We start from the raw sequence: 21,584 nt of genomic DNA on the forward strand, positions 1-21,584 counted from the left end.
TCCCGCTCGGCCACGGTCCACCCGAAGCCGCCATGCAGCGGGTGCCGTGTCCAGCACATCCGCACATCCGCGTCCGCACGCTATGGACGCCTCGTGAAGGCGGACAACCCCTATGGGTCGAGGCCGCCCCTTATCTCGCGCGACCACGCGGCGGCCGGGCCGCGGCCCGGCCGCGCCTGGTCAACTGTCGTTAATCAGCGCAGGTCGACGGGGAACTGAAGCATTCCGCGGACGATGAAGGAGCCGCGTCTGCGCACCGGCCCGGCCCGGCGGATCCCGGGGAGCCGGGCGGCGAGGGCGGCCAGCGCGGTCTCCGCCTCCATACGGGCCAGCGCGGCGCCGAGGCAGAAGTGGATGCCCGCCGAGAAGGCCAGGTTCTCCGGTCCCGGGTCCCGTGTGATGTCGAACCTCGCGGGGTCGGGATAGACCTCCGGGTCGCGGTTGGCCCCGCCCGCGCAGATCGCCACTTCCTCGCCCGCGGCGATCGACCGGCCCTCCAGCCGGAGGTCGGTGTGCGCGATGCGGCGGTACTGCTGCACGGAGGGGTCGTAGCGCAGGGTCTCGCGTACGGCCGAGGCCGCCAGCGAGGGGTCGGCGATCAGCATGTCCCACTGCTCGGGGTGTTCGAGGAGGGCCAGCAGCCCGTTGCCGATCAGGTTGACGGTGGTCTCCGTACCGGCCAGCGGCAGGAACATGCACAGCGGGACCAACTCGTCCATGGTCATCCGGCCGTCCTCGACCGCCGGGAGCAGATCGCTGATCAAGTCCTCGCGCGGGTCGGTCCGCCGCTCGGCGATGATCTCCTGGAACATCACCGTCATCTCGGCGATGGCCGCCACCACGCCGCGCGCGGCCGGGACGGTGGCCACGCCGTCGAGGAGGTAGGCCATGCGGCGGCTGAGCCGGAAGAACAACTGCCGGTGGTGGGGCGGGATGCCGACCAGGTCGCCGATCACCCGCAGCGGGAGCTGCTGGGCGAAGGCCCGCATGAAGTTGACCTGACCGCGGCCCGCCAGCATCTCGTCGATCAGCTCGTGGGTGAACCGCTCGGCGTACGGCTGCCAGTGGGCGAGCCGGCGCGGGTTCAGCGAGGGGGTGGCGAGCTTGCGCAGCCGGGTGTGGTCGGGCGGGTCCAGTCCGAGCATCGAGTTGTCGAACGGCATGAACTCGGGGGGTTTGTCCCCCTCCGGGGTGCGGACGCCGAAGCGCCGGTCCCTCAGGATCTGGTTCGCGACGCGGTGGCTGGTGGTCGTCCAGACGCCGACCGCGCTGCGGTGGAGCGTCCCGAGCCCGCGTACCCGCTCGTAGAGCGGATAGGGATCGTCCGGAGCCAGCAGGATCGAGGCGTACGGGTCGCCGCCCGCGGCCGCCGCGCGCAGAGCTCCCTGGACCACGGTCGCCTGGTAGTGCGCCCTGCGCTCCGCATCGAGCTCCGACATGCCCTCACCCCCGCGCATTCGAGCAGCCCGTCTGGACCGGCCGTCACCGTACGAGAGGACGCCCCCCTAGCCTCAACCCCTAACCGGGGCAGGGCGGGCCGCTGAGCGGGCGAGGCGGGCGGCGGGCCGGCTGTTCTCGACGCGTCCGGTTCCCGCCCGGCGGTTCCGGCGGCCGTGCGGACGTCAACTCCCTTGCCCGGCATTGCCGTTGCGCCCCTTCGAGCCGTCCCGCGGGACTGGCCGCCGGGACCCGGACGGAGAACTTTAGGGGTTCTCTGTCTCTTCTCGGCCCCCATAGCCTGTGGGGGCAGGCATCGGCTGTACGGAATAAGGGTGGCGGCACGACCGCCCTGGAGCCGGTGCCCTTTGTCCGCGTCGGCCACGGGCTCCGAGGAGACCGGGCACGCGGGCCTCCCGCTCCGCAGAGACGGCAACCACCGACGTACAGGGATGGACGGCATGAGCGTTCTCTACGACCCGAACGATCCCGCCCTCGCCGCCGACAGGTTCGCCTACTACAAGCGGTTGCGCGACGCCGATCCGGTGCACGAGATCGCACCGGGTTACTGGCTGCTGACCCGGTACGACGACGTCGAGGCGCTGCTGCGCTCTCCGCACTCCTCCAGCGCCTTCCCCAAGGATCCGGGCTGGGCGATGAGCCGGGGCGGGCCGACCTGCCCGGCCATGCGCAGCGTCAGCAAGTGGCTGCTGCTTCAGGACGGGGCCGAGCACCGCCGGCTGCGGAAGCTGATCGCGCGGGTGTTCACGCCGCGCTACATCGACCGCCTGCGACCGCGTATCGGGGAGATCGTCGACGGTCTGCTCGACAGCATGGGCGAGGGCGAGGTCGACCTGATCCGGGACCTGGCGCTGCCGATGCCCGTCGCGGTGGTCGGGGAGCTGCTGGGGATACCCGTCGAGGACCGCGCGCGGTGCCGTGACTGGACCGACAAGGTGGGGTACATCCTGGACCCCGATGTGACGCCCCGCAGACGCATCGCCATGAACAAGGCGGAGCCGGAGTTCCGCGCGTATCTGCTGGAGCTGATGGCCTCCCGGCGCGACGCCGATCCGGACACCGACCTGCTGTCGGTGCTGATGACGGCGGAGGACAACGAGCAGCTCACCGAGGAGGAGGTCGTCGCCAACATCCTGCTCATCTTCAACGCGGGACACGAGACGACGGTCAATCTGATCGGCAACGGCATGCTGGCCCTGCTGCGGCAGCCCGAGGCGCTGGAAGCGCTGCGGGCGGACCCGGGGCTGATGGCGACGGCCGTGGACGAACTGTCCCGGTTCGACCCGCCGGTGACGCTGTCCAGCCGGATCGCCACCGCGGAGATGGAGTTCGGCGGCAAGGTCATCCCGCCGGGTTCCCATGTGATCGGGTTCCTGGACGCCGCCGGCCGCGACCCCGAACGCTATCCCGACCCCGACCGCCTGGACCTGGCCCGCACCGAGCCGAAGACGCTGGCGTTCAGCGCCGGCCCGCACTTCTGCCTGGGCGCGGTGCTGGGGCGTCTGGAGGCGGCCACCGTGTTCTCGAAGCTGCTGGAGCGGTATTCGAAGATCGAGCTGCTCCGCGAGGATCTCCCGGTCAACAGTCACTTCAACCTGCACGGGCTGCTGGAGCTCCCTCTGCGGCTGTCCCGCTGAGCACCCGTCCCCGCCCCGCCCGCCCCGCCGCCCGGCGGGACGCGGGCGTCGCGGAGCCGTCCGGTCCGCACCGGCGGGGACCCGGGTCAGACGGTGCGCAGCACCTCGTGCAGGGCCGCGATCACCTTGTCCTGCTGTTCCTCGGAGAGCGAGGGGTACATCGGCAGGGAGAAGATCTCGTCCGCCAGCGCCTCGGTGACCGGCAGCGGGCCCCCCGTCCGCTCCAGGTGGGCGAAACCGTCCATGGTGTGCACCGGCCGGCGGTAACTGACGCCGAGGTGGACGCCGTGGGGCCGGAGGGCCTCGATGATCGCGTCACGGCGGGGGTGGCGTGCCACGTAGAGGTAGTAGACGTGGTCGTTGCCGGGTGTCACCGCGGGCAGGACCAGGTCGGTGCCGGCCAGCGCCCGGTTGTAGCGGGCCGCGATCCGGCGGCGGGCCTCGATGTATCCGTCGAGCCGCCGCAGCTTGCGGCGCAGGATCTCCGCGTGGACCTCGTCGAGGCGGGAGTTGTGGCCGGGAGTCCGCACGACGCTGCGCTGCTGATCCATGCCGTAGTAGCGGAGCCGTCGCAGCGCGGCGTCGGTGGCGGCGTCGTCGGTGATCACCGCTCCCGCGTCGCCGTAGGCTCCGAGGACTTTCGTCGGGTAGAAGGAGAACGCGGCGGCCCGGCCGGTGGTGCCGGCCAGGCGGCCGTTCTGCCGGGCGCCGTGCGACTGGGCGCAGTCCTCGAGGATCACCAGGTCGTGCCGGGAGGCGAGTTCCTCCAGCGCGGGGAGGTCGGCGCACTGGCCGTAGAGGTGGACGGGCAGCAGGCAGCGGGTGCGCGGGGTGATCGCGGCCTCGGCCCGGGCGGTGTCCATCAGGTAGTCGCTCTCGCGCACATCGACGAAGACGGGGGTGGCTCCGACCTGGTCGATGGCGATGACGGTGGGCGCCGCGGTGTTGGAGACGGTGATCACCTCGTCGCCCGGGCCCACGCCCAGGGCGCGCAGCGAGAGGGCGAGGGCGTTGGTGCCGTTGTCGACGCCGACGCCGTGCGCCAGCCCGTGGTAGGCGGCGAACTCCTCCTCGAAGCCGCTGACGGAGGGGCCGAGTATCAGCTGTCCGGAGCGGAACACCTGGTCGACGGCGTCGAGGATGTCCTCACGCTCCGCCTCGTACTCGGCGAGGTAGTCCCATACGCGCGTGGTCATGACCGTTCTCTTCCTTCCGGGTCGGTCCGGCCGTCCGCCTCGGGGCCGGTGAGGATCGCCGTCCTCGGCCGGGTGTCGCCGGGCCGGTGCCGTGCGGACGGGTGAGGAGACGGCGGATCTGGATGCCGATGGGTGGCCGTGGTGCGGCGGTGCCCGTCCGGTCCCGGCGGGCTCCCGGCCGCACCGGGCCGCGGCCTCCTCAGCCGGTGGTCCTGTGGCGGGCGGTGAGCTCCTCCAGGACCGGGACGACCTCGTTGGGCGAGGGCGCGGAGAGCACGTCCTCGCGGAGTGCGGCGGCTCCCTCGCGGAACGCCGGGTCCTCCAGCAGCCGGACCAGGCTGTCACGGACCCGCTCGGGGGTGAGCTGGTCGACCGGCAGCGAGATGCCGGCGCCGGACCGCTCCAGGAGCTCGCCGCGGACCAGGGTGTCCCAGAGGCCTGGCAGGATCAGCTGGGGGACGCCGTAGTAGGCGGCGGTGGACTGCACGCCCGCGCCGCCGATGTGGATGACGGCCGAGCAGGTGGGCAGCAGGGCGTGCATGGGCACGAAGTCCACGACGGTGGCGTTCCGCGGAGCCATGTCCACCGACTCCCCGGGGCCCGGCCGCAGCGTGGCGATCAGCTCGATGTCCAGCCCGGCGAAGGCCTGCAGAGCGCCGATGCCGAACATGTCGAATCCGAAGTAGCCGCGCACCGAGATGCCTGCGGTCACGGCGACACGGGTTCTGGCGGGCTCGGCGGCCAGCCAGTCGTCGAGTTCGGCCTGCCCGTTGTAGGGCACGTAGCGCACGCCGACCACGGGCAGACCGTTGTCGATGCGGTGGCTGGGCGGGGTGGGGTCGATCGTCCACTGCCCGTTGGCCACGGTCTCGTCGTACGCGGCGCCGTGCCGGGCGAGGGCCTCGGTGAGCCAGTCCCTCAGCGGATCCACCCGCTGGTCCTGGGGGCGCTCGGCGAGGTGGGCCAGGAAGTCGTTGCGGGAGCGGGTGACGACATCCGCTCCCCACAGCATGCGGGCGTGTGCGGCGCCGGTGACATGGGCGGCGACGGCGCCGGCCCAGGTGAACTGCTCCCACACGATCAGATCGGGCTTCCACTGCCGGGAGTAGTCGACCAGCGCGTCGAGGAACTCGTCGTTGTTGACGGTGCGGAAGTACCGCGTGGTCGTCTCGTCGAAGAACCGCAGGAGTTCGTCGTGCCCCAGGTCGGCGGAGTGCGTCACGGCCTCGGCGACCCGGGCCGGCCAGCCTTCGTCCTGATTGGCCTCCATGACCTGCTTCCACCGGTGGTCGGACCCCAGCGGAACCGCCGTGAGCCCCGCCTCGGTGACGGCCCGCGCCATGTCCGGCTGGGTGGCGATCCGGACCTCGTGGCCTGCTGTGCGCAGGGCCCAGGCCAGTGGCACCATACTGAAAAAGTGCGTCTTCTCCGCGTGCGTGACGAAGAGTATTCGCATGGTCGTCCTCCAGGCGGGCCCGCCGACGGAAACAGTTCGGATTCGTTCTTTATGCTCGGTCAACGCTGAGAACCTATGGACTGCCGTGAACAGGGAACAACCCCCTACCTCCCCTACGCCCGGCCGGAGCCTCCGACGACCGATCCGCTCCCCGGCCCCGCCCGCTAAGTCCCCCCGAAGACGGCCTCGTTCACCGGCGAGCGGGTGAATCAGCCTTTTCGGCTCCTTGTATAGGGGCCGCGCAATTCAACATAGGGGTTGGTCACGAAAGGGACGGAGAGTCGGCGGACGTATGCTTCTTGCATTCTTTTTCCGCAGGAAGCCGCCGTGCCGGGTCCCGGCCGTTCTCGGCGTGGGCCCGGACAACGGAACTCCACGCCGCCGTCATGCCTTCCATCATTCGCGCTCGCATTGAAGTGCACCGACTGACCGGAGAATCCTGGGCGGAAGCGATGCGCAATCGCCGGCGAGGGGGGATTTTGTCGTCGCACGATGAGGTACGGCCTGTCATTTCACCGGCACCGGCGCGGCGGCCCCGGACGCACAGGCGCGCGCCGGGGTCCGGCGGACTCCGGTCCCGGGCTCCCCGGCGTCGCCGAGAACCGGGCCGAGCAGCTCCGTACCCGAACAGGAATGGCTCCCGGGCTCCCGCCGTGTGCCCCCGAAGACACCGGCCCGGGCCCGGGCCGCTGCGCGGCCGGGCCGCGATCCGGGCTGCGGGAAACCTCGAACGGCTCCGGCACGTCCGGCGGCTTCCGGCACAAGGACACCAAGGAGACCTGACCCATGGCCACTGTTCTCGACGACGTCCGCTCGGGCCGCGAGACACCGACGCTGCCCGAACTGCTGCGCCTGCGCGGTGAGCGGCAGCCCGACGACACCGCCTACGTCTTCCTGCACGACGGCGAGGACCCCCGGGAGTCCCTCACCTACGGGGAGCTCGCCGCCGCGGTGGACGTCAGGGCCCGGTGGTTCGCCGCCCGGGGCATGAGCGGGCGGAGCGCCGTGCTCATGTATCCGCCGGGGCTGGAGTTCGTCCGTACGCTCCTGGGGTGCATGGCGTCCAAGGTGGCCGCCGCACCCGTCCAGGTGCCGCGCCGCCTCAACGACGTGGAGCGCGTCCGCCGCATCGCGCGCGACGCCGGCGCCACGGCCGTGCTCACCGAGACCTCGGTCAGGCGCGAGCTGGAGGAACTGTTCGGGGACCTGGAGGACCTGCTGGGCCTCACGGTCCTCGACACGGCCGAACCCGCGGCGGCCGGCGGCGTGCCGGGTCCCGCCCCCGGTCTGGACGACGTGGCCCTGCTCCAGTACACGTCGGGCTCCACCGGCGACCCCAAAGGCGTCGTCGTCACCCACGCCAACTTCCTCGCCAACGTGGCCGAGACGGACGCCCTCTGGCCGTGCGCGCCCGACGGCACCGTGGTCAGCTGGCTGCCTCTCTTCCACGACATGGGCATGCTGTTCGGCGTCGTCATGCCGCTGTGGGCCGGTATCCCCGCGTACCTGATGGCACCCACCGCCTTCATCCGCCGGCCCGCCCGCTGGCTGGAGGCGATCGCCCGGTTCCGCGGCACCCACTCCGCGGCTCCCAGCTTCGCCTACGAGATGTGCGCGCGGGCCGCGGCGGAGGGGAAGGCCGACGGGGTCGGCGACCTCTCCTCGTGGCGTGTGGCGGGCAACGGCGCCGAACCCGTGCGCTGGGCCGCGATCAGGGACTTCACCGAGGCGTTCGCCCCGCACGGTTTCCGGCCCGCGGCCATGTGCCCGGGTTACGGTCTCGCCGAGAACACCCTCAAGGTCACCGGCGGCGACCAGGACCGCGAACCGACGGCCGTGTGGCTGTCCGCGACGGCGCTGAGGGAGGGGCGCGCGGAGATCGTCGACGCGGGGACACCCGGTGCCGTCCCGGTCACCAGCAGCGGTCGCACCGTCCCGGGCACCGAGGTGCGGATCGTCGACCCCGGCACGTCGCGCGGCTGCCCGCCGGACGTCATCGGCGAGATCTGGGTCAACGGACCGTGCGTGGCGGCGGGGTACAAGGGGCGTCCGGAGGCGAGCGAGGAGACCTTCCGCGCACGGATCAGGGACGCCGACGGACGCCCCGAGGACGGGCGGACCTATCTGCGCACCGGGGATCTGGGCTTCCTGCACGCCGGTGAACTGCACGTCGCCGGCCGCTTCAAGGACCTGATCATCCACCAGGGCCGCAACTACTACCCCCAGGACATCGAACTGTCCGCGGAGAAGTCCGCGGACGGTCTGCACCCCAACTGCGCCGTCGCGTTCGCCGTCGAACGCGACGAGAAGGAACGCCTCGTGGTCGTCGTCGAGGCCGACGGCCGGGCGGTGCGCGCCCACGGCACGGAGACCCTGCGCGAACGGATCGTCCGCGCGGTCCACGACCACCACCGTCTGACGGTCGACACCGTCCTCCTCGTCCGCAGGGGCACGATACCGAGGACCTCCAGCGGCAAAGTGCAGCGCCGCGCCTGCCGCACGCTGTACGAGGAGGGCGAGCTGACCGACCTCGCCACCCCGCCGCCGGGCCGGTGATCAGCGGCCCGGCGCTCCCCGTCCCGGGCATCGAACGCCCACCGCCCACCGCCTGCCGGGCGGTGGGCACCGGTGTGCCGGCCGGACGGCGGAAGACGGGCGGCGAGCACCCCTGGCTCTTGGGGGTGCCGAAGGTCTGTTCACCCCCGGGGATCCCCCTTCCTCCGGGGATTCCCCGGCGCGGCACCCTCCGTCACGGCTGACGGCATACGGGACGAGCCGGCGGCCCGAGGGGAACGGGAGCCGCCGGCACCGCGAACCGCGTCACAGCGGAATGTTTCCGTGTTTGCGCTCCGGGCGGGTGTGCCGCTTGTTCCGCAGGCTCGCCAGCGCCTTGGCGACCTCGACGCGGGTGCGGGAGGGCTGGATGACCATGTCGACGTAGCCGTGCGCGGCGGCCTCGTAGGGGTTGCCGAATCTGCGGCGGTAGTCCTCGGTGAGCCGGTCCTTGAGTTCCGCGCGGTCCTCGGGCGGGGCGGCGGCCAGTTCCCGGCGGTGCAGGAAGGGCACGGCGCTCCTGGCGCCCATCACCGCGATCTCGGCGGTGGGCCAGGCCATCACCCGGTCCGCGCCGATCTGCCGGGAACCCATCACCGCGTACCCGCCGCCGTAGGCCTTGCGGGTGATGACAGTGATCTTGGGGACGGTGGACTCGGCGTAGGCGTAGAAGAGCTTGATGCCGCGGCGGATGATGCCCTGGTGCTCCTGCTGGACGCCGGGCAGATAGCCGGGAACGTCCATGAAGGTGAGGACGGGAATACTGAAGGCATCGCAGAAGCGGATGAAGCGGGCCGCTTTCTCGGAGGCGTCGATGTCCAGCACGCCGGCGAGGTGGTTGGGCTGGTTGGCGACGACGGCCACCGAGTGCCCCTCGACGCGGCCGAGCGCGCAGATGATGTTGCGGGCGAAATCCGGGTGGATCTCGAGATAGTCGCCGTCGTCGAGGACCGCGGTGATGACGTCGGCCATGTCGTAGACCTGCTGCTCGCCGTCGGGTATGACGGCGTCGAGGGCCAGGTCCTCCTCGGTGACGCCGGGATCGCCGGTGTGGTGGTAGACCGGAGGGGTGTCCAGGTTGTTGGACGGCAGATAGCCGAGGAGGGTCTGCACCCAGGAGATGGCGTCCCGCTCGTCCTCGCCGACGTAGTGCGCGTTGCCGGTGACCTCCGCGTGGACGGCGGGGCCGCCGAGCTGCTCGGCGGTCACCCGTTCGCCCATGACGGCGGAGACGACCTCGGGACCGGTGACGAACATGTAGGAGGTGTCCTGGACCATGACCGTGAAATCGGTGATGGCCGGCGAGTAGACCGAACCGCCCGCGCAGGGGCCCATGATGAGCGAGATCTGCGGGATCACACCGGAGGAATGAACGTTGCGGACGCCCAGTTCGGTGTAGTAGGCGATGGACATCACGCCTTCCTGGATGCGTGCGCCGCCGGAGTCGTTGATGCCGATGACGGGGCAGCCGATGCTCATGGCGAAGTCGTAGATCTTCACCACCTTGCTGCCGAAGGCCTCGCCCATGCTGCCGCCGAGGGTGGTGAAGTCGTGGGAGAAGACGCACACCTGGCGTCCGTCGACGGTGCCGTGACCGGTCACCACCCCATCGCCGTAGGGGCGCGGAATGCCTGCCTCGACGGTGCGGTGGCGCACGAACTCGTCGAGTTCGACGAAGGAACCGGGGTCGAGCAGCAGGTCGATGCGCTCGCGGGCGGTGAGCTTGCCCTTGACGTGCTGCCGGTCCGCGGCCTTCTTCTCGGCGAGGACCACGGCCTCCTCGTGCCGGGCGGCGAGGTCGGCGATGCGGTCCGCCGTCGACATGGGCAACTCCCCGACCGGCGAGACAGGCTCCTGGAGCGACATACCAGCCCTACCTTCCAAATGCGACGACCCTGCGCCCGATCCTCCTGGAGTCGGGCCATCGGCATCACCCCTAATCGGCCGCCCACGCCCCTAGGCCGTGTCTGCCGAGTGCGGAGGCTCGGCGCCCTTGAGGTGACCGGGTCGCGGCAGGCACGCAAAGGTGAATTCCGGCCTGGCCGAGCACGGATATCCAGACTGTCGGCAACAACACACCCGCCGGAGGTTTACCGGCTCAGTCCGCTATCCCGCCGCCGGCCCTCCTGAGGCTCAGTCATGTTGCGAGGCGCAATCCCGTTGTGGCATGGCTGGTTTTTGTGAAAGATTCTCAAAGACTTGCCCTCGTCAGGGGCAAGTCTGGTGCGAAACAGTTCGGAAGGGCCACCACTCACGTGGCCGGGGGGTCACTCCTGCACACGTTCGCAGACGTGTGAACGGGGGCGGTACGAAGCTGTGCCGACCAGTGCTTGACGATCCCGTTCGAAACTGATAACGGGGAGGCATACGCCAGTAATGCTGGTCCATCGAGACGAACAACTGGCCCACCTACACTGGGCATTTCGTGCCTGCGAAAAGCATGGACACGGACAGGTAGCGCTGGTCACCGGCGCTGTGGGAAGCGGTAAGACCCAGGTACTGGAAACCTTCGGGGAGTGGGCCGCCACCGCCGGCGGGCAAGTGCTGAGCGCCGCAGGGGCGCGGGCCGAGCAGGGACTGCGCTTCGGAGTGCTCGGACAGCTTCTGCACAGCGCGCGGCTCAAACCGGAAGGACTCCGGCAGGTCGAGGGGCTCATACGCGAGGTCGCGCTGTCGGTACCCAAGACGGAAACCGGAAGCGACGCGGGGGCCGAGGTCTTAACTGAGGCCCTGACCGCCGACGGACTCTGGGCGCCGCTGCTGCGCACCGCCTTCGACACCTTTCTGACACTGGCCGGCCGAGGACCCCTGGTACTGGCGGTCGACGACCTCCAGCACACGGACGCCGCCTCGCTGCACTGCCTGTTGTACGTCACCCGCAGACTGCGAAACGCACGCATCATGGTGCTGCTCTCGGAAGCGACGACACTGCGCCCGGCGCATCCGCTGTTCCACGCGGAGCTGCGCAGCCTGCCCCGCTTCACCCGGGTCACCCTGCCGCTGCTGACCACCGACTCCGTCTCCCGGCTGATCGGCGAGGAGGCGGAGGCCCGCGAGGCCGGCAACAGCGCGGCCCGGGCACAGAACCTGCGTGAGGAGGCCAGGCGGATCCTGCGGGTGACCGGCGGCAATCCGCTGCTGACCCAGGCGCTGGTCGACGAACGGGCCAACCGCGAGACGGACAGCGCCCCCGCGACGGGAACCAGGGCCGACGACGCCTTCGACCGGGCCGTGCGCGACTGCCTCTACCGTCACGAGCCGGGCGTACGCAGGGTGGCCCAGGCTCTCGCGGTGCTCAACCGCCCGGCATCGCAGGAACTGCTCGGCCAACTCCTCGACGTCCTCCCCGACTCCACCGTGCCCGCCGTCCGCGTCCTCCAGAGCGCCGGCCTCCTCCACGCCGGCCAGCTGCGCCATCCGCGGATCCTGCACGCGGTGCGTTGCGACATGCCCGCCGAGGAACGGCGGCGGCTGCACCAGCGGGCCGCCGAGGTGCTGCACGACAACGGTGCGGAGGCCAGCGTGGTCGCCGAGCACCTGGTGGCCTCCGCGTGGACCGACAGCGCCTGGGTGGTACCCGTCCTCAGGGACGCCGCGGCGCACGCGCTGTCCTCCGGCCGTCCCGACTACGCCGCCGCCTGCCTGCGCCTGGGCGGCCGGGCCGAAACCGACAAGGGCCGGCGCAACTCCCTGATGGCGATGCTGATCACCGCCCGCTGGCAGGTCAATCCCCTGGCCGTGACCGGCCAGGTGAGTCAGCTGGTGGAAGCGGCGCGGTCCGACGAATCCTCTCATTCGACGGCCCTGTCCGCGGTGCCGTACCTGCTGTGGCAAGGGCGGGCGGAGGAGGCTGCCGAGGCGATCAGCGGCCAAGGCGCCGATCGTCACGGCCCCGCGTCGAGCGAACTGCGCCTGACCCGGCTGCTGATCGCCCTGTCCCATCCGGACTGTCTGGAGACGGTACGGGAGGACCCCAGCTCCTGGGCGCGGGCGGTGACCGCGCCGCACACTGCCAGCCCCCAGCTGCAGGCCGTTTCGGTCCTCGGCAACGCGCTGATGCCGACGGGCGACCTGGACATCGTGGCCGCTGCGGAACAGCTGCTGGAGCGGCACCATCTGAACAGCGGCTCCCTGGGTCTGCTGACCGCTCCCCTCCTGGCGCTGCTCTGCGCCGGCCGCTCCGACCGGGTCGCGGACTGGGGCGAACAGCTCCTCGCCCGGCCGGGCGTCCGGCACACACCGGCCTGGCGGGGCATCGTACGGGCCATCCACGCGGAAGCGACGCTGCGCCTCGGAGATCTGGACGCCGCCGAGCGGGGCGCGCGGCTGGCACTGGAGGACCTGCCCGCACCGGCCTGGGGCGTGGCCGTCGGCGGTCCGCTGGGCACCCTGATCACCTGCACGACCGAGAGCGGCCGGCGGTTCGAGGCCGAACACTGGCTCTCGCAGCCGGTACCGGCCGGAGTCTTCCGCACTCCGGTGGGCGCGCACTATCTGATCGCCCGGGGCCGCCACCATCTGGCCATGGGCCAGCACCAGGCGGCCGCCGCCGATCTGCACCGGTGCGGCGAGCTGGTCCGCTCCTGGGGCATCGATGTGGCCGGACTGGTTCCGTGGCGCCTGGAACTGGCCCGAGTGCAGCTCAGCCTCGGCAACAGGACGAACGCCGCGCAGCTGTTGCAGGACCAGCTGCAGGTCTCCCGCGGGCTGGACGACCGCACCCGGGGCCGGGCACTGCGGCTGCTGGCCTCCACGGCCGCTCCCGATCACCGGCGCAAGCTGCTGTCCAAGGCGGTGTCCGTGCTCCAGTCGTGCAGCGACCAGCAGGAGCTGGCCCGGGCCCTGTCCGACACCGTCCAGACACTCCCCCCGGCAGGTGACCCCACCCAGGCCCGGCTGTTCGTCCACCGCGCCAACCGGCTGACACAGAGACCGGGCAGAACTCCGGCACTGCCACAGCGGGCGGAGCGGCGGCCCGCACCCGACGACACGACAACGACGGCCACCACCCCCGCGGATTCACCCCCGGACGACGACTTCGAGACCCGTGACCAGGACAGTCTGCTGAGCGAGGCCGAACGCCGGGTCGCGATCCTGGCGGCCCGGGGGCGCACCAACCGGCAGATCTCCAACGAGCTCTACATCACGGTGAGCACCGTGGAGCAGCACCTCACCCGGGTGTACCGGAAGCTGGACGTCAAGAGCCGCACCGACCTGCCCGACCGGCTCATGGCCCTCACCGGACCGATGGCATAGACCTGGGCCGCCCCGGCGTCCGGCCGGGACCGCGCACCCGCGCGGTCCCGGCCGGACGTGCGTCAACCGTCTCGTCCGTACCCCTATCCGGTCCTGGGACGTCCCCCTATGAAACGGACGTACCAGCTCCCACCGCACCGACCCGGCCGCCCGCGATCGTTAGGGGTTGTCGGTGGCCGGCGGCGCTGCGATCGTCTGGGCCTGGGCCGATGTACGGCCGCGCGCCGCCGGGGACACGGGCTGCGCGGCGGCGGACATCGGAGGCGTCTCCCAACCGGGGGCGGGCAACACCGGCTTTGGTCTGAAAGGGACGACGAACGCGATGGCGACGAGCAGCGACGCGGGCGACCTGTGGGTGCGCCGCTTCCACCCCGCACCCCAGGCACCGGTCCGGCTGCTCTGCCTGCCGCACGCGGGTGGCTCCGCGAGCTACTTCCACCCGGTCTCGCAACGTCTCGCTCCGCGCGTCGAAACCCTGGCCGTGCAGTACCCGGGCAGGCAGGACCGCAGGAACGAACCGTGCCTGGAGACGGTGCGGGCCCTGGCCGACCGGATCGTCGAGGTCCTCGGCCCGTGGCAGGACAAGCCGCTGGCGCTGTTCGGACACAGTCTGGGTGCCACCGTCGCCTTCGAGGTGGCACTGCGCATGGAAGCACGGGGCATCCGGCCCGTCGCGCTCATCGCGTCCGGGCGGCGGGCGCCGAGCGCGCCCCGGGACGAGCGGGTTCATCTGCGCGACGACGAGGGCCTGCTGGAAGAGATCAGGCGACTCGACGGCACCCAGTCCCGGCTGCTCGACGACGATGAGATCAGACGCATGGTCCTGCCTGCGATCCGCGCCGACTACAAGGCCGCCGAGACCTACCGCTACGAACCCGGCCCGCCGCTGTCGACGCCCGTCTACGCCCTGACGGGGGACGCCGACCCCAAGGCCACCGTCGCCGAGGTCCGCACCTGGGCCGACCACACCACGGGACGGTTCGAGATGACCGTCTACCCGGGCGGCCACTTCTACCTCAACGCCCATGCTCCGGCGGTCACCGAGGAGATCGCCGCACGGCTGGTACCCGCAGCCGCCGGACGCTAGCGCGCGGACACTCCTGCGGGAGATTCCCTTGTGCGAACGCGGGCGGACACGGAAGTCGGCGCAGCCGTACACGGCCGCGCCGACTTCCGATTCACCACTTCTCTTCCAGCCGTTCATGAATTCCCGGCCGACCGGAAGAATCGCCTGAAGCAGCGGTAGCCCGTCCCTGCACCTATCGTGCTGGATTCCCGTACCTCTTCAGCGGCTCCCACCAGTCGCGCCGCCTTTTATACCATTCGACGGTCTCCGCCAACCCCTCGTCAAAAGAGACCAGCGGGCGATAGCCGAGTTCTGTGGAAATCTTCGCGATGTCGACCGAGTACCGACGATCGTGGCCCTTCCGGTCCGCCACATTCTCCACCATGGACCAATCCGCGCCGACCATACGCAGCAGCCGCCCGGTGAGTTCGCGGTTCGTCAACTCGGTACCGCCGCCGATGTTGTATACCTCGCCCGCCCGCCCCTTTTCCGCAACCAGCGCGACGGCCCGGCAGTGGTCGTCCACATGCAACCAGTCCCGCACATTACCGCCGTCCCCGTACAGCGGCACCCTCCGCCCGTCCAGCAACTCCGTCACGAACAGCGGAATCATCTTCTCGGGGTTCTGGTACGGCCCATAGTTGTTGGAACACCGGGTAATGCACACCGGCAGCCCGTGCGTGCGGTGGAAAGCTCGAACCAGAAGGTCGGAAGATGCCTTGGACGCCGAATAAGGAGAGTTCGGCTCCAGGGGCCGCTCCTCACTCCACGACCCCTCGTCGATCGAACCGTAGACTTCGTCCGTCGAGACATGGACGAACTTTCGCACCCCGGCACGCATCGAGGCGTCCAGCAGTACCTGGGTGCCGAGCACATTGGTCCGGATGAAATCCTCGGACCCGCTGATCGAGCGGTCCACATGTGACTCCGCGGCGAAATGCACGACCAGGTCACCGCTCTGGATCACCTCGGCCACCCGTGCACGGTCACAGATGTCTCCGTGCACGAAAGTCAGGCGCGGATCGTCCTGGACCTGAGCCAGGCTGGCCCTGTTGCCGGCATAGGTCAGCTTGTCCAGGACCACCACCTCCGGCGGGCTGCCGGCGGTGTAGGCGCCGGTCACAGCCTGCCGGACGAAGTGCGAACCGATGAACCCGGCACCGCCGGTCACCACGACGCGCATACCGCTCCCTTCAGTGGTCCGCACTCGCGATGGCCATGAGATACGCACCGTAGTCCGTTTTCCCCAGCCGCCCGCCCAGTTCGTAGCAGGCGGCGGAGTCGATGAATCCCATACGGAAGGCGATCTCTTCAAGACATGCGATCCGCACACCCTGACGCTCTTCCAGAACCTGTATGTACTGCCCCGCCTGGAGCAGCGAATCGTGCGTCCCGGTGTCGAGCCAGGCGAATCCGCGACCCAGATCGACCATTTTGGCCCTCCCCTGCCGGAGGTACACCCGGTTCACATCGGTGATCTCCAGCTCGCCACGTGCGGACGGCCGAACCTCCCGCGCGATGTCCACCACACCGTTGTCGTAGAGATAGAGCCCGGTGATCGCCAGATTCGATCTGGGCCTCACCGGCTTCTCCTCCAGCGACACCAGCTCGCCCCGGCCATCGGTCTCCCCGACCCCATAGCGCTCCGGGTCCTTCACCGCATAACCGAACAGCACACATCCATCGACATTCTCACACTGGTCGCTCAACAGGCCCGAAAGACCGGGGCCGTGAAAAATATTGTCACCCAGGATGAGCGCCACTGAATCATCCCCGATGAATTTCTCACCGATGACGAAAGCCTCCGCGATGCCATTGGCCCGCGACTGCTCGGCATATTCAATGGAGAGGCCAAGCTGGCTCCCGTCGCCCAACAGCCCCCGGAAGAGGCCGACATGCGACGGAGTCGATATCACCAGAATTTCCTTGATGCCACCGAGCATGAGGACCGAGAGCGGATAGTAGATCATCGGCTTGTTGTAGACGGGCAGTAAGTGCTTGGACACGGCATGAGTCAGCGGATAAAGCCGCGTCCCACTACCCCCGGCCAGAACGATACCCTTCACGCCGATCAACCCCCGTATCCGATGATGAACCCGGGATGGGCCGGACGAACCGCCACTCAACCGAGAACACGCCGAAGTCAGAGATCAAGAGTATCGCTCAGCACACGATGCCGTCCATCACCACCACAAACAAAATAACCACCGGGCACAAAGACTGAACGCAATCCGGCATCACCCCAGCCACCGAAGACAGCCCCGCGACACCCACCGGACTTCCCGATCGCGAACATCCCTCACACGGCAGGCCCTCCTCATGGATGAGGGGTGACGGCCTCCGCCGAGGGGATCTTTGACTCTCTCGCCCGTTCCTGTCGGCAGATCACCGGCGCGGAGCGTCAGGATCTCTCGATGTGTTCCGCCGTGCGCAGCGCCAGCGAGGCCGCGAGCGTCACCCCGGGGTGTGCGGCCAGTGCGACAACCCCGGGGGCGCTCGTCAGTGGTGCGCAGAGCACGCCGTCGCCGGGCGGGATCGGGCGGACTCCTGTGGTCACGTCGCCCAGCGCCGGTTCCCGCGAGAGCCCGAATGCCTCCCGCACCGCGCTGAGGGATGTGCGTACGCGCGCCCGTGTCGCCGCCTCCGCCTCGCCCGGGACCACGTCCTCGGCACCGACGAAACCGTGCCGGGCGGACGGCCGGATCTCAAAAGCCGGTGTGGAAACCACCCGGTCCAGGCGCAGTTCCGGCGCGGAGAAGGTGAAACGCGCCGCCGGGACACCGGGCACTTCGACGCGCTCGCCGAGCTGCTCCGCGAGGGCGGGGATGCCCGTACCGCAGGCGAGTACGATCCGGTCGGCGACGAGCGCCAGTCCCGCGCCCCGGAGTTCGTGGCCGCCGGCCCGTCGCACCCGGACGCTGTCGACCCGAGCGGGGACGACGACGGCCCCGCCGGCCCGGGCGCGGGCGAGGAACGCGTGGCGCAGATCGTCCGGCTCGACCATGCCCTCCTCGCTCGCGTGCGCGACGACCGGCGGCGGGACCCGCAGGCCGGGAAGGAGCCGCCGCAGGGCTTCCGCCTCGACGGTCGTGACGCCGGGGCCCGATCGCTCGGCGAATCGAGCCGTCGCGGCCGGGGTCGACGCCCAGCTGACCGCACCGTTCCAAGTGATGACGCCGCGCAGCGGCGGCGTCGCCGTGACGTCGCGCAGCGCGCCGAGCGACCTGGCGAACTCGTCCCGGTCGCGTGCACCCGACGGCGGTTCCGCCGCCGACCCGTGTGAGTTGAGCCAGCCGAACGCCACATCCGTCACCGGCGGCCGGGACTTCTCCGCCGTGCAGACCACGACGGACAGTCCTCGGCGGACAAGCTCGTCCGCCACCGCCGCTCCCAGCACGCCCGAGCCGACCACGGCGACGCGCATCACGCTCTCCCGAACCATCGGCCCGCCCCTGTTCTCCCGGCGACCGTGCGCATCGCATTGGGAAGTATGGCCTATCGTGCTCCGATGCACTCGGAACCCGCTTTCCACCTGGTACTTCACGGCCGTCGCGGAGCAGTCGCCCGGTGGGAGCCCGGGGTCCTGCTGGTGCAGACCCGCAAGGAGCGGCACCGGATACCGGTCGCCGCCATCGAGGAGGTGGAGGTGCGGGGGCGGCGGGGGCGGGTCCTCGCCGTGGTGTTGGCTTCCGGGGACGGCGTGGCGCCTGCGGCCACCCGGCTGGTGAAATGCCGCAGCGCTCCGGCGGTGGATGCCTTCGCGGCCGCGCTGCGGGCGGAGTTGTCCGTACGGGACGCGGCAGAGCGGGGGCAGGGAGCCGGCACGGTTTCCGTGGAACGGCTGGAACGGCCGAAGCGGCGCGCGCGGCCCCGGCTCCGGACCGTCGCGGTCGCCCTGTATCTGCTGGTTCTGGCGTGGCTGGTGGCCGTCCTGGTCGGGGAACCCGCGCATCGGGGGAGTTTCACGGCGGTGTCCGCTCTGGTCTGCTGGATCCTCTCGCCGGGGCTGGCGGCCCTCGGCCGGCTGGTGACGCCGGTGGTGTGGGAGCTGATCGAGGAGCCGTGGCGGCTGCGCACACGCGGGATTACCGTGACAGGGGAACTCGTCCGGACTTATCAGCGCGAGGGCACCTGGTTCGTCTACGCCTTCACCGACACCCGGGGCAGAAAACGTACCTGCCGAAGCCGGGACGGCGGCCCCGGCCGGGTGGAGATCACCTACGATCCCGAGCGGGCCGGCCTGTCCCGGGTGGGGAGCTCCACCACCGGAGATCTCGTCTTCGGCGGGGTGCTGTTCCTGGTGCTGGTCTCGCCGCTGGTCGTTGGTGCGGTGGTGCTCGGTGTCCTGGGTGTGGTCCAACTGGCCGATTTGGTGGGAACGGTCGGTCCGCGGCTGCCCATCGGCTGACCGTGCGACGGACCAGGAGCCGGCCGGCAGCGGAATCGGAGGGGCATTGAGGCCAAAGACTGACCTATATGACGCCTAACGTCGTTCCCGCCCGACGGAACAGCGACAGAACAAGGCGGAGATCATGACCACCCTTGAAGAGACCACCCTCGCCCCGGCCGGTTCCCCGGCGGTCGCCAAGGAGCACACCGAGCTTCTGGAGATGCTGGAGCAGCAGCGGCACTTCCTGCGTTTCACCACGCGTGACCTGACCGACGAGGAGGCCGGGAGGCGGACGACGGTCAGTGAACTGTGTCTGGGCGGGCTGATCAAGCATGTCTCCGGGGTGGAACGGGGATGGGCGGCGTTCATCGAGGACGGGCCGGCCTCGATGGGGGATTTCACCGACATGGGCGAGGCGGAGTGGGCTCGGAGGTCGGACGAGTTCCGGATGCTGCCGGGTGAGACGCTCGCCGGGGTGTTGGCGGACTACGCGGAGGCGGCTCGTCGTACCGACGAGCTCGTGGCCTCGCTGCCGGATCTCGGTGTCTCCCAGGAGTTGCCGAAGGCTCCGTGGTTCCAGGACGGCGCGCGCTGGTCGGCGCGGCAGGTGGTTCTCCACATCATGGGCGAGACCGCCCACCACGCGGGTCACGCGGACATCATTCGCGAGGCGCTCGACGGTGCCAAGAGCATGGGCTGAGCGGCGGCTCAGATGTCGTGGGGGATCCATGCGGCGAGGTCGCTCCCGAAGGCGGTGGCGGCCCGCGCCAGTGCCCCGGGGCGGAGTTCGCGCACCCGTCCGGCCGCCGCCAGCTCGGTGAGGCGGGTGTCGCCCAGGTAGGCGGCGCCGAGGTCCCGGACGTCCAGGGTGAGATCGGCGGCGCCGGCGGTCCGGACGCAGGAAGCGCCGTCGGCGTCCCCGGCGAGCCGCCAGCGGCCCTCGTTCCAGGGGCAGAAGGCGTCCTGGACGTCGAGGACGACGTCCACCGGTGTTCGGTAGGTCCGCGCCTCCAGTGCCGTGCCGACCTCGACGAGCCGTACGTAGCCCTCGTCCCGGATCCGTGTGCGGCAGCGGCGGATGTCCGTGACGAGGTGCTGCCAGGGGTCGTCGACGGGCCGGTTGCCGAAGCTGACGGTCGAGGTCAGGTCGATTCCGAAGAGGTGGCGCAGCAGTGCCGCGTAGGAGGCCGGGTCGAGCGCGTACAGATCCTGCACCTCGATGACGCCCTTGGGGCCGGCCTCGTCCTGGTCGGGCCGAATGCGGAAGAGGGCGTAGCCGGTTGTCCCGCCGTCGCGCTCGGCGAGGGCGCATTGGAGGGGGGGAGGTGCCCTGCCGGTTCTCGGGGGCGTCGAGGACGCCGAGGAGGTCCCAGCCGGGCCGCCGGGTGATCATTCCGGGGCGTACGGGGACGAGTTCGGCGTAGACCGTCTCGCAGGCGGCCAGCGCGTCTCGTGGCGATGTCCGCCGGACGCTGACGGCGTCCGTGCCTTCGGGGGCGTAGAGCCGTACCCGGGCCGTGTCGATGTCGGCCCGGAGCAGACGGGTCGCCTCGCCGTAGCCGTATCGCCCGTAGATCATGGGCTCGGAGGCGCTGAGCAGGGCGAGCGGTTCGCCCCGGGCGCGGAAGTCGTCCAGCTGGTGGCGCATCATCGAGGTGAGCAGACCGCGCCGGCGGTGGGTGGAGGCGACGCTGACCATGGAGACGCCCGCCATGACGGCGAGCCTTCCGCCGGGTACGGCCACCTCCATGCGGAATGACGAGGCGGTGCCGACGGGGAGATCGCCGTCCCGGACGGCGAGTGAGCGGTCGAGGTCGGTGAGGTCCCGGATCAGGGCGCGTTTCTCCGGTGACTGGGCGATGCCGCCGGAAGCCAGCAGCAGGCCGTCGTACCAGCCGTCCCATTCAGAGGCACGCAGGACTCGCGGCTCAGTCGTCATGCGCCATGCCTATCAAGGGCCTTCGGCCGGCCGCGACTGATTTTCCCGAGGTGACGCCACCTCGCGAGGGAGTCGCTCAGGACGGGGAGTACGGGTCCCCCGGCCGCGGCTTCCGCGCGGTCCCCGCAGCCCGGTCCCCAGGCACCCGGGCTGCGGGCGCCCGCGCTGCGGGGCGTCCAGGCCCGCCGCTCCTCCTTTCGAATCACCGGACGCCCCACCCTCGCGAAGGCATTAAAAAATCCGCTGAAGCAGATTGCCTTCAACGGAGAAAATGAATCAGCAAATGCGGACTACTTATTCACCTCCCGACTCGCACGCTCCGGCGATTCAATGCGAATGCTGGAATAGTCGCCGTCAACAAACAAAGGCGCATCATTATTCACCTTCACGCCACCGACAACGGCAGCAGCCAGAATCAGCGCAATGAAAATCCACCTGAATTCCTTCAAAATTCCGCGCACCCCGTTGGCGGCGGAGGCCACATCCCGCGCCACACCGCCGCGCCGCCCGCCACCAGGCCGCCTCGAAGCACCTCTGACCTGCATGTTCCCACTGTTTCGCACCCTTCTCACACTGCCTCTCACAGGTCTCCCATCCATCGGTCATTTTGGGTAAACAAGAGCCCGGTTCGAG

14 protein-coding genes and 1 pseudogene are annotated in these 21,584 nt (G+C 70.2%); 6 read left to right on the plus strand and 9 right to left on the minus strand.

Annotation, left to right across the window (positions count from 1 at the left end):
* Window positions 1-194: 194 nt before the first annotated feature.
* Complete coding sequence (locus ABD371_RS19190) at window positions 195-1,439, minus strand: cytochrome P450 (protein WP_344478582.1); 1,245 nt, start codon at window positions 1,437-1,439, stop codon at window positions 195-197.
* A 459-nt stretch (window positions 1,440-1,898) separates the two neighbouring features.
* Between ABD371_RS19190 and ABD371_RS19195 the strand changes: the two genes are divergently transcribed.
* The gene (locus ABD371_RS19195; RefSeq protein WP_344478583.1) at window positions 1,899-3,095 is read left to right on the plus strand and encodes a cytochrome P450; all 1,197 of its coding nucleotides are present in this window, start codon (window positions 1,899-1,901) and stop codon (window positions 3,093-3,095) included.
* Window positions 3,096-3,181: 86 nt separating this feature from the next.
* On the opposite strand, the gene ABD371_RS19200 is transcribed toward ABD371_RS19195, so the two are convergent.
* Together ABD371_RS19200 and ABD371_RS19205 are read right to left on the minus strand one after the other, a co-directional pair.
* Window positions 3,182-4,291: a DegT/DnrJ/EryC1/StrS family aminotransferase gene (locus tag ABD371_RS19200; protein WP_344478585.1), complete on the minus strand. Its 1,110-nt coding sequence runs from the start codon at window positions 4,289-4,291 to the stop codon at window positions 3,182-3,184.
* Between the two features lie 199 nt (window positions 4,292-4,490).
* Entirely contained in the window at window positions 4,491-5,747 is a 1,257-nt protein-coding gene (locus tag ABD371_RS19205) for an activator-dependent family glycosyltransferase (RefSeq protein ID WP_344478587.1), read from the minus strand.
* Between the two features lie 786 nt (window positions 5,748-6,533).
* On the opposite strand from ABD371_RS19205, the gene ABD371_RS19210 reads away from it, so the two are divergent.
* Window positions 6,534-8,303, plus strand: a complete 1,770-nt coding sequence (locus ABD371_RS19210; protein ID WP_344478588.1) for a fatty acyl-AMP ligase — start codon at window positions 6,534-6,536, stop codon at window positions 8,301-8,303.
* A 264-nt stretch (window positions 8,304-8,567) separates the two neighbouring features.
* Here ABD371_RS19210 and ABD371_RS19215 read toward each other — a convergent pair whose 3' ends face one another.
* Window positions 8,568-10,124: an acyl-CoA carboxylase subunit beta gene (locus ABD371_RS19215; protein WP_344478590.1), complete on the minus strand. Its 1,557-nt coding sequence runs from the start codon at window positions 10,122-10,124 to the stop codon at window positions 8,568-8,570.
* A gap of 552 nt (window positions 10,125-10,676) precedes the next feature.
* On the opposite strand from ABD371_RS19215, the gene ABD371_RS19220 reads away from it, so the two are divergent.
* Window positions 10,677-13,556 (plus strand): helix-turn-helix transcriptional regulator, encoded by a 2,880-nt coding sequence (locus ABD371_RS19220; protein ID WP_344478591.1) that lies wholly within the window; start codon window positions 10,677-10,679, stop codon window positions 13,554-13,556.
* Window positions 13,557-13,878: 322 nt separating this feature from the next.
* A complete protein-coding gene (locus tag ABD371_RS19225) occupies window positions 13,879-14,643 on the plus strand; it encodes a thioesterase II family protein (protein WP_344478793.1) in 765 nt (254 codons plus the stop codon).
* 172 nt (window positions 14,644-14,815) lie between these two features.
* Here ABD371_RS19225 and rfbB read toward each other — a convergent pair whose 3' ends face one another.
* The 3 genes from rfbB to ABD371_RS19240 form a co-directional block, all read right to left on the minus strand.
* The gene (gene rfbB / locus ABD371_RS19230) at window positions 14,816-15,805 is read right to left on the minus strand and encodes a dTDP-glucose 4,6-dehydratase (protein ID WP_344478593.1); all 990 of its coding nucleotides are present in this window, start codon (window positions 15,803-15,805) and stop codon (window positions 14,816-14,818) included.
* 10 nt (window positions 15,806-15,815) lie between these two features.
* The gene (rfbA, locus tag ABD371_RS19235; protein ID WP_344478795.1) at window positions 15,816-16,688 is read right to left on the minus strand and encodes a glucose-1-phosphate thymidylyltransferase RfbA; all 873 of its coding nucleotides are present in this window, start codon (window positions 16,686-16,688) and stop codon (window positions 15,816-15,818) included.
* 335 nt (window positions 16,689-17,023) lie between these two features.
* Entirely contained in the window at window positions 17,024-18,046 is a 1,023-nt protein-coding gene (locus ABD371_RS19240) for an NAD(P)/FAD-dependent oxidoreductase (protein ID WP_344478594.1), read from the minus strand.
* Between the two features lie 84 nt (window positions 18,047-18,130).
* Between ABD371_RS19240 and ABD371_RS19245 the strand changes: the two genes are divergently transcribed.
* Together ABD371_RS19245 and ABD371_RS19250 are read left to right on the plus strand one after the other, a co-directional pair.
* On the plus strand, window positions 18,131-19,030 hold the full coding sequence (locus tag ABD371_RS19245; RefSeq protein ID WP_344478596.1) for a hypothetical protein: 900 nt from the start codon (window positions 18,131-18,133) through the stop codon (window positions 19,028-19,030).
* Window positions 19,031-19,154: 124 nt separating this feature from the next.
* Window positions 19,155-19,712 carry a DinB family protein gene (locus ABD371_RS19250; protein ID WP_344478597.1) on the plus strand — a complete coding sequence of 186 codons (558 nt, stop codon included), beginning with the start codon at window positions 19,155-19,157 and terminating at the stop codon, window positions 19,710-19,712.
* 8 nt (window positions 19,713-19,720) lie between these two features.
* On the opposite strand, the pseudogene ABD371_RS19255 reads toward ABD371_RS19250, so the two are convergent.
* Both ABD371_RS19255 and ABD371_RS19260 read right to left on the minus strand, forming a co-directional pair.
* Window positions 19,721-20,951, minus strand: a pseudogene (locus ABD371_RS19255) (GNAT family N-acetyltransferase).
* A gap of 290 nt (window positions 20,952-21,241) precedes the next feature.
* Entirely contained in the window at window positions 21,242-21,496 is a 255-nt protein-coding gene (locus ABD371_RS19260; RefSeq protein WP_344478599.1) for a hypothetical protein, read from the minus strand.
* Window positions 21,497-21,584: the final 88 nt, after the last annotated feature.

Source organism: Streptomyces amakusaensis (genome assembly GCF_039532665.1).
Classification (GTDB): Bacteria; Actinomycetota; Actinomycetes; order Streptomycetales; family Streptomycetaceae; genus Streptomyces; species Streptomyces amakusaensis.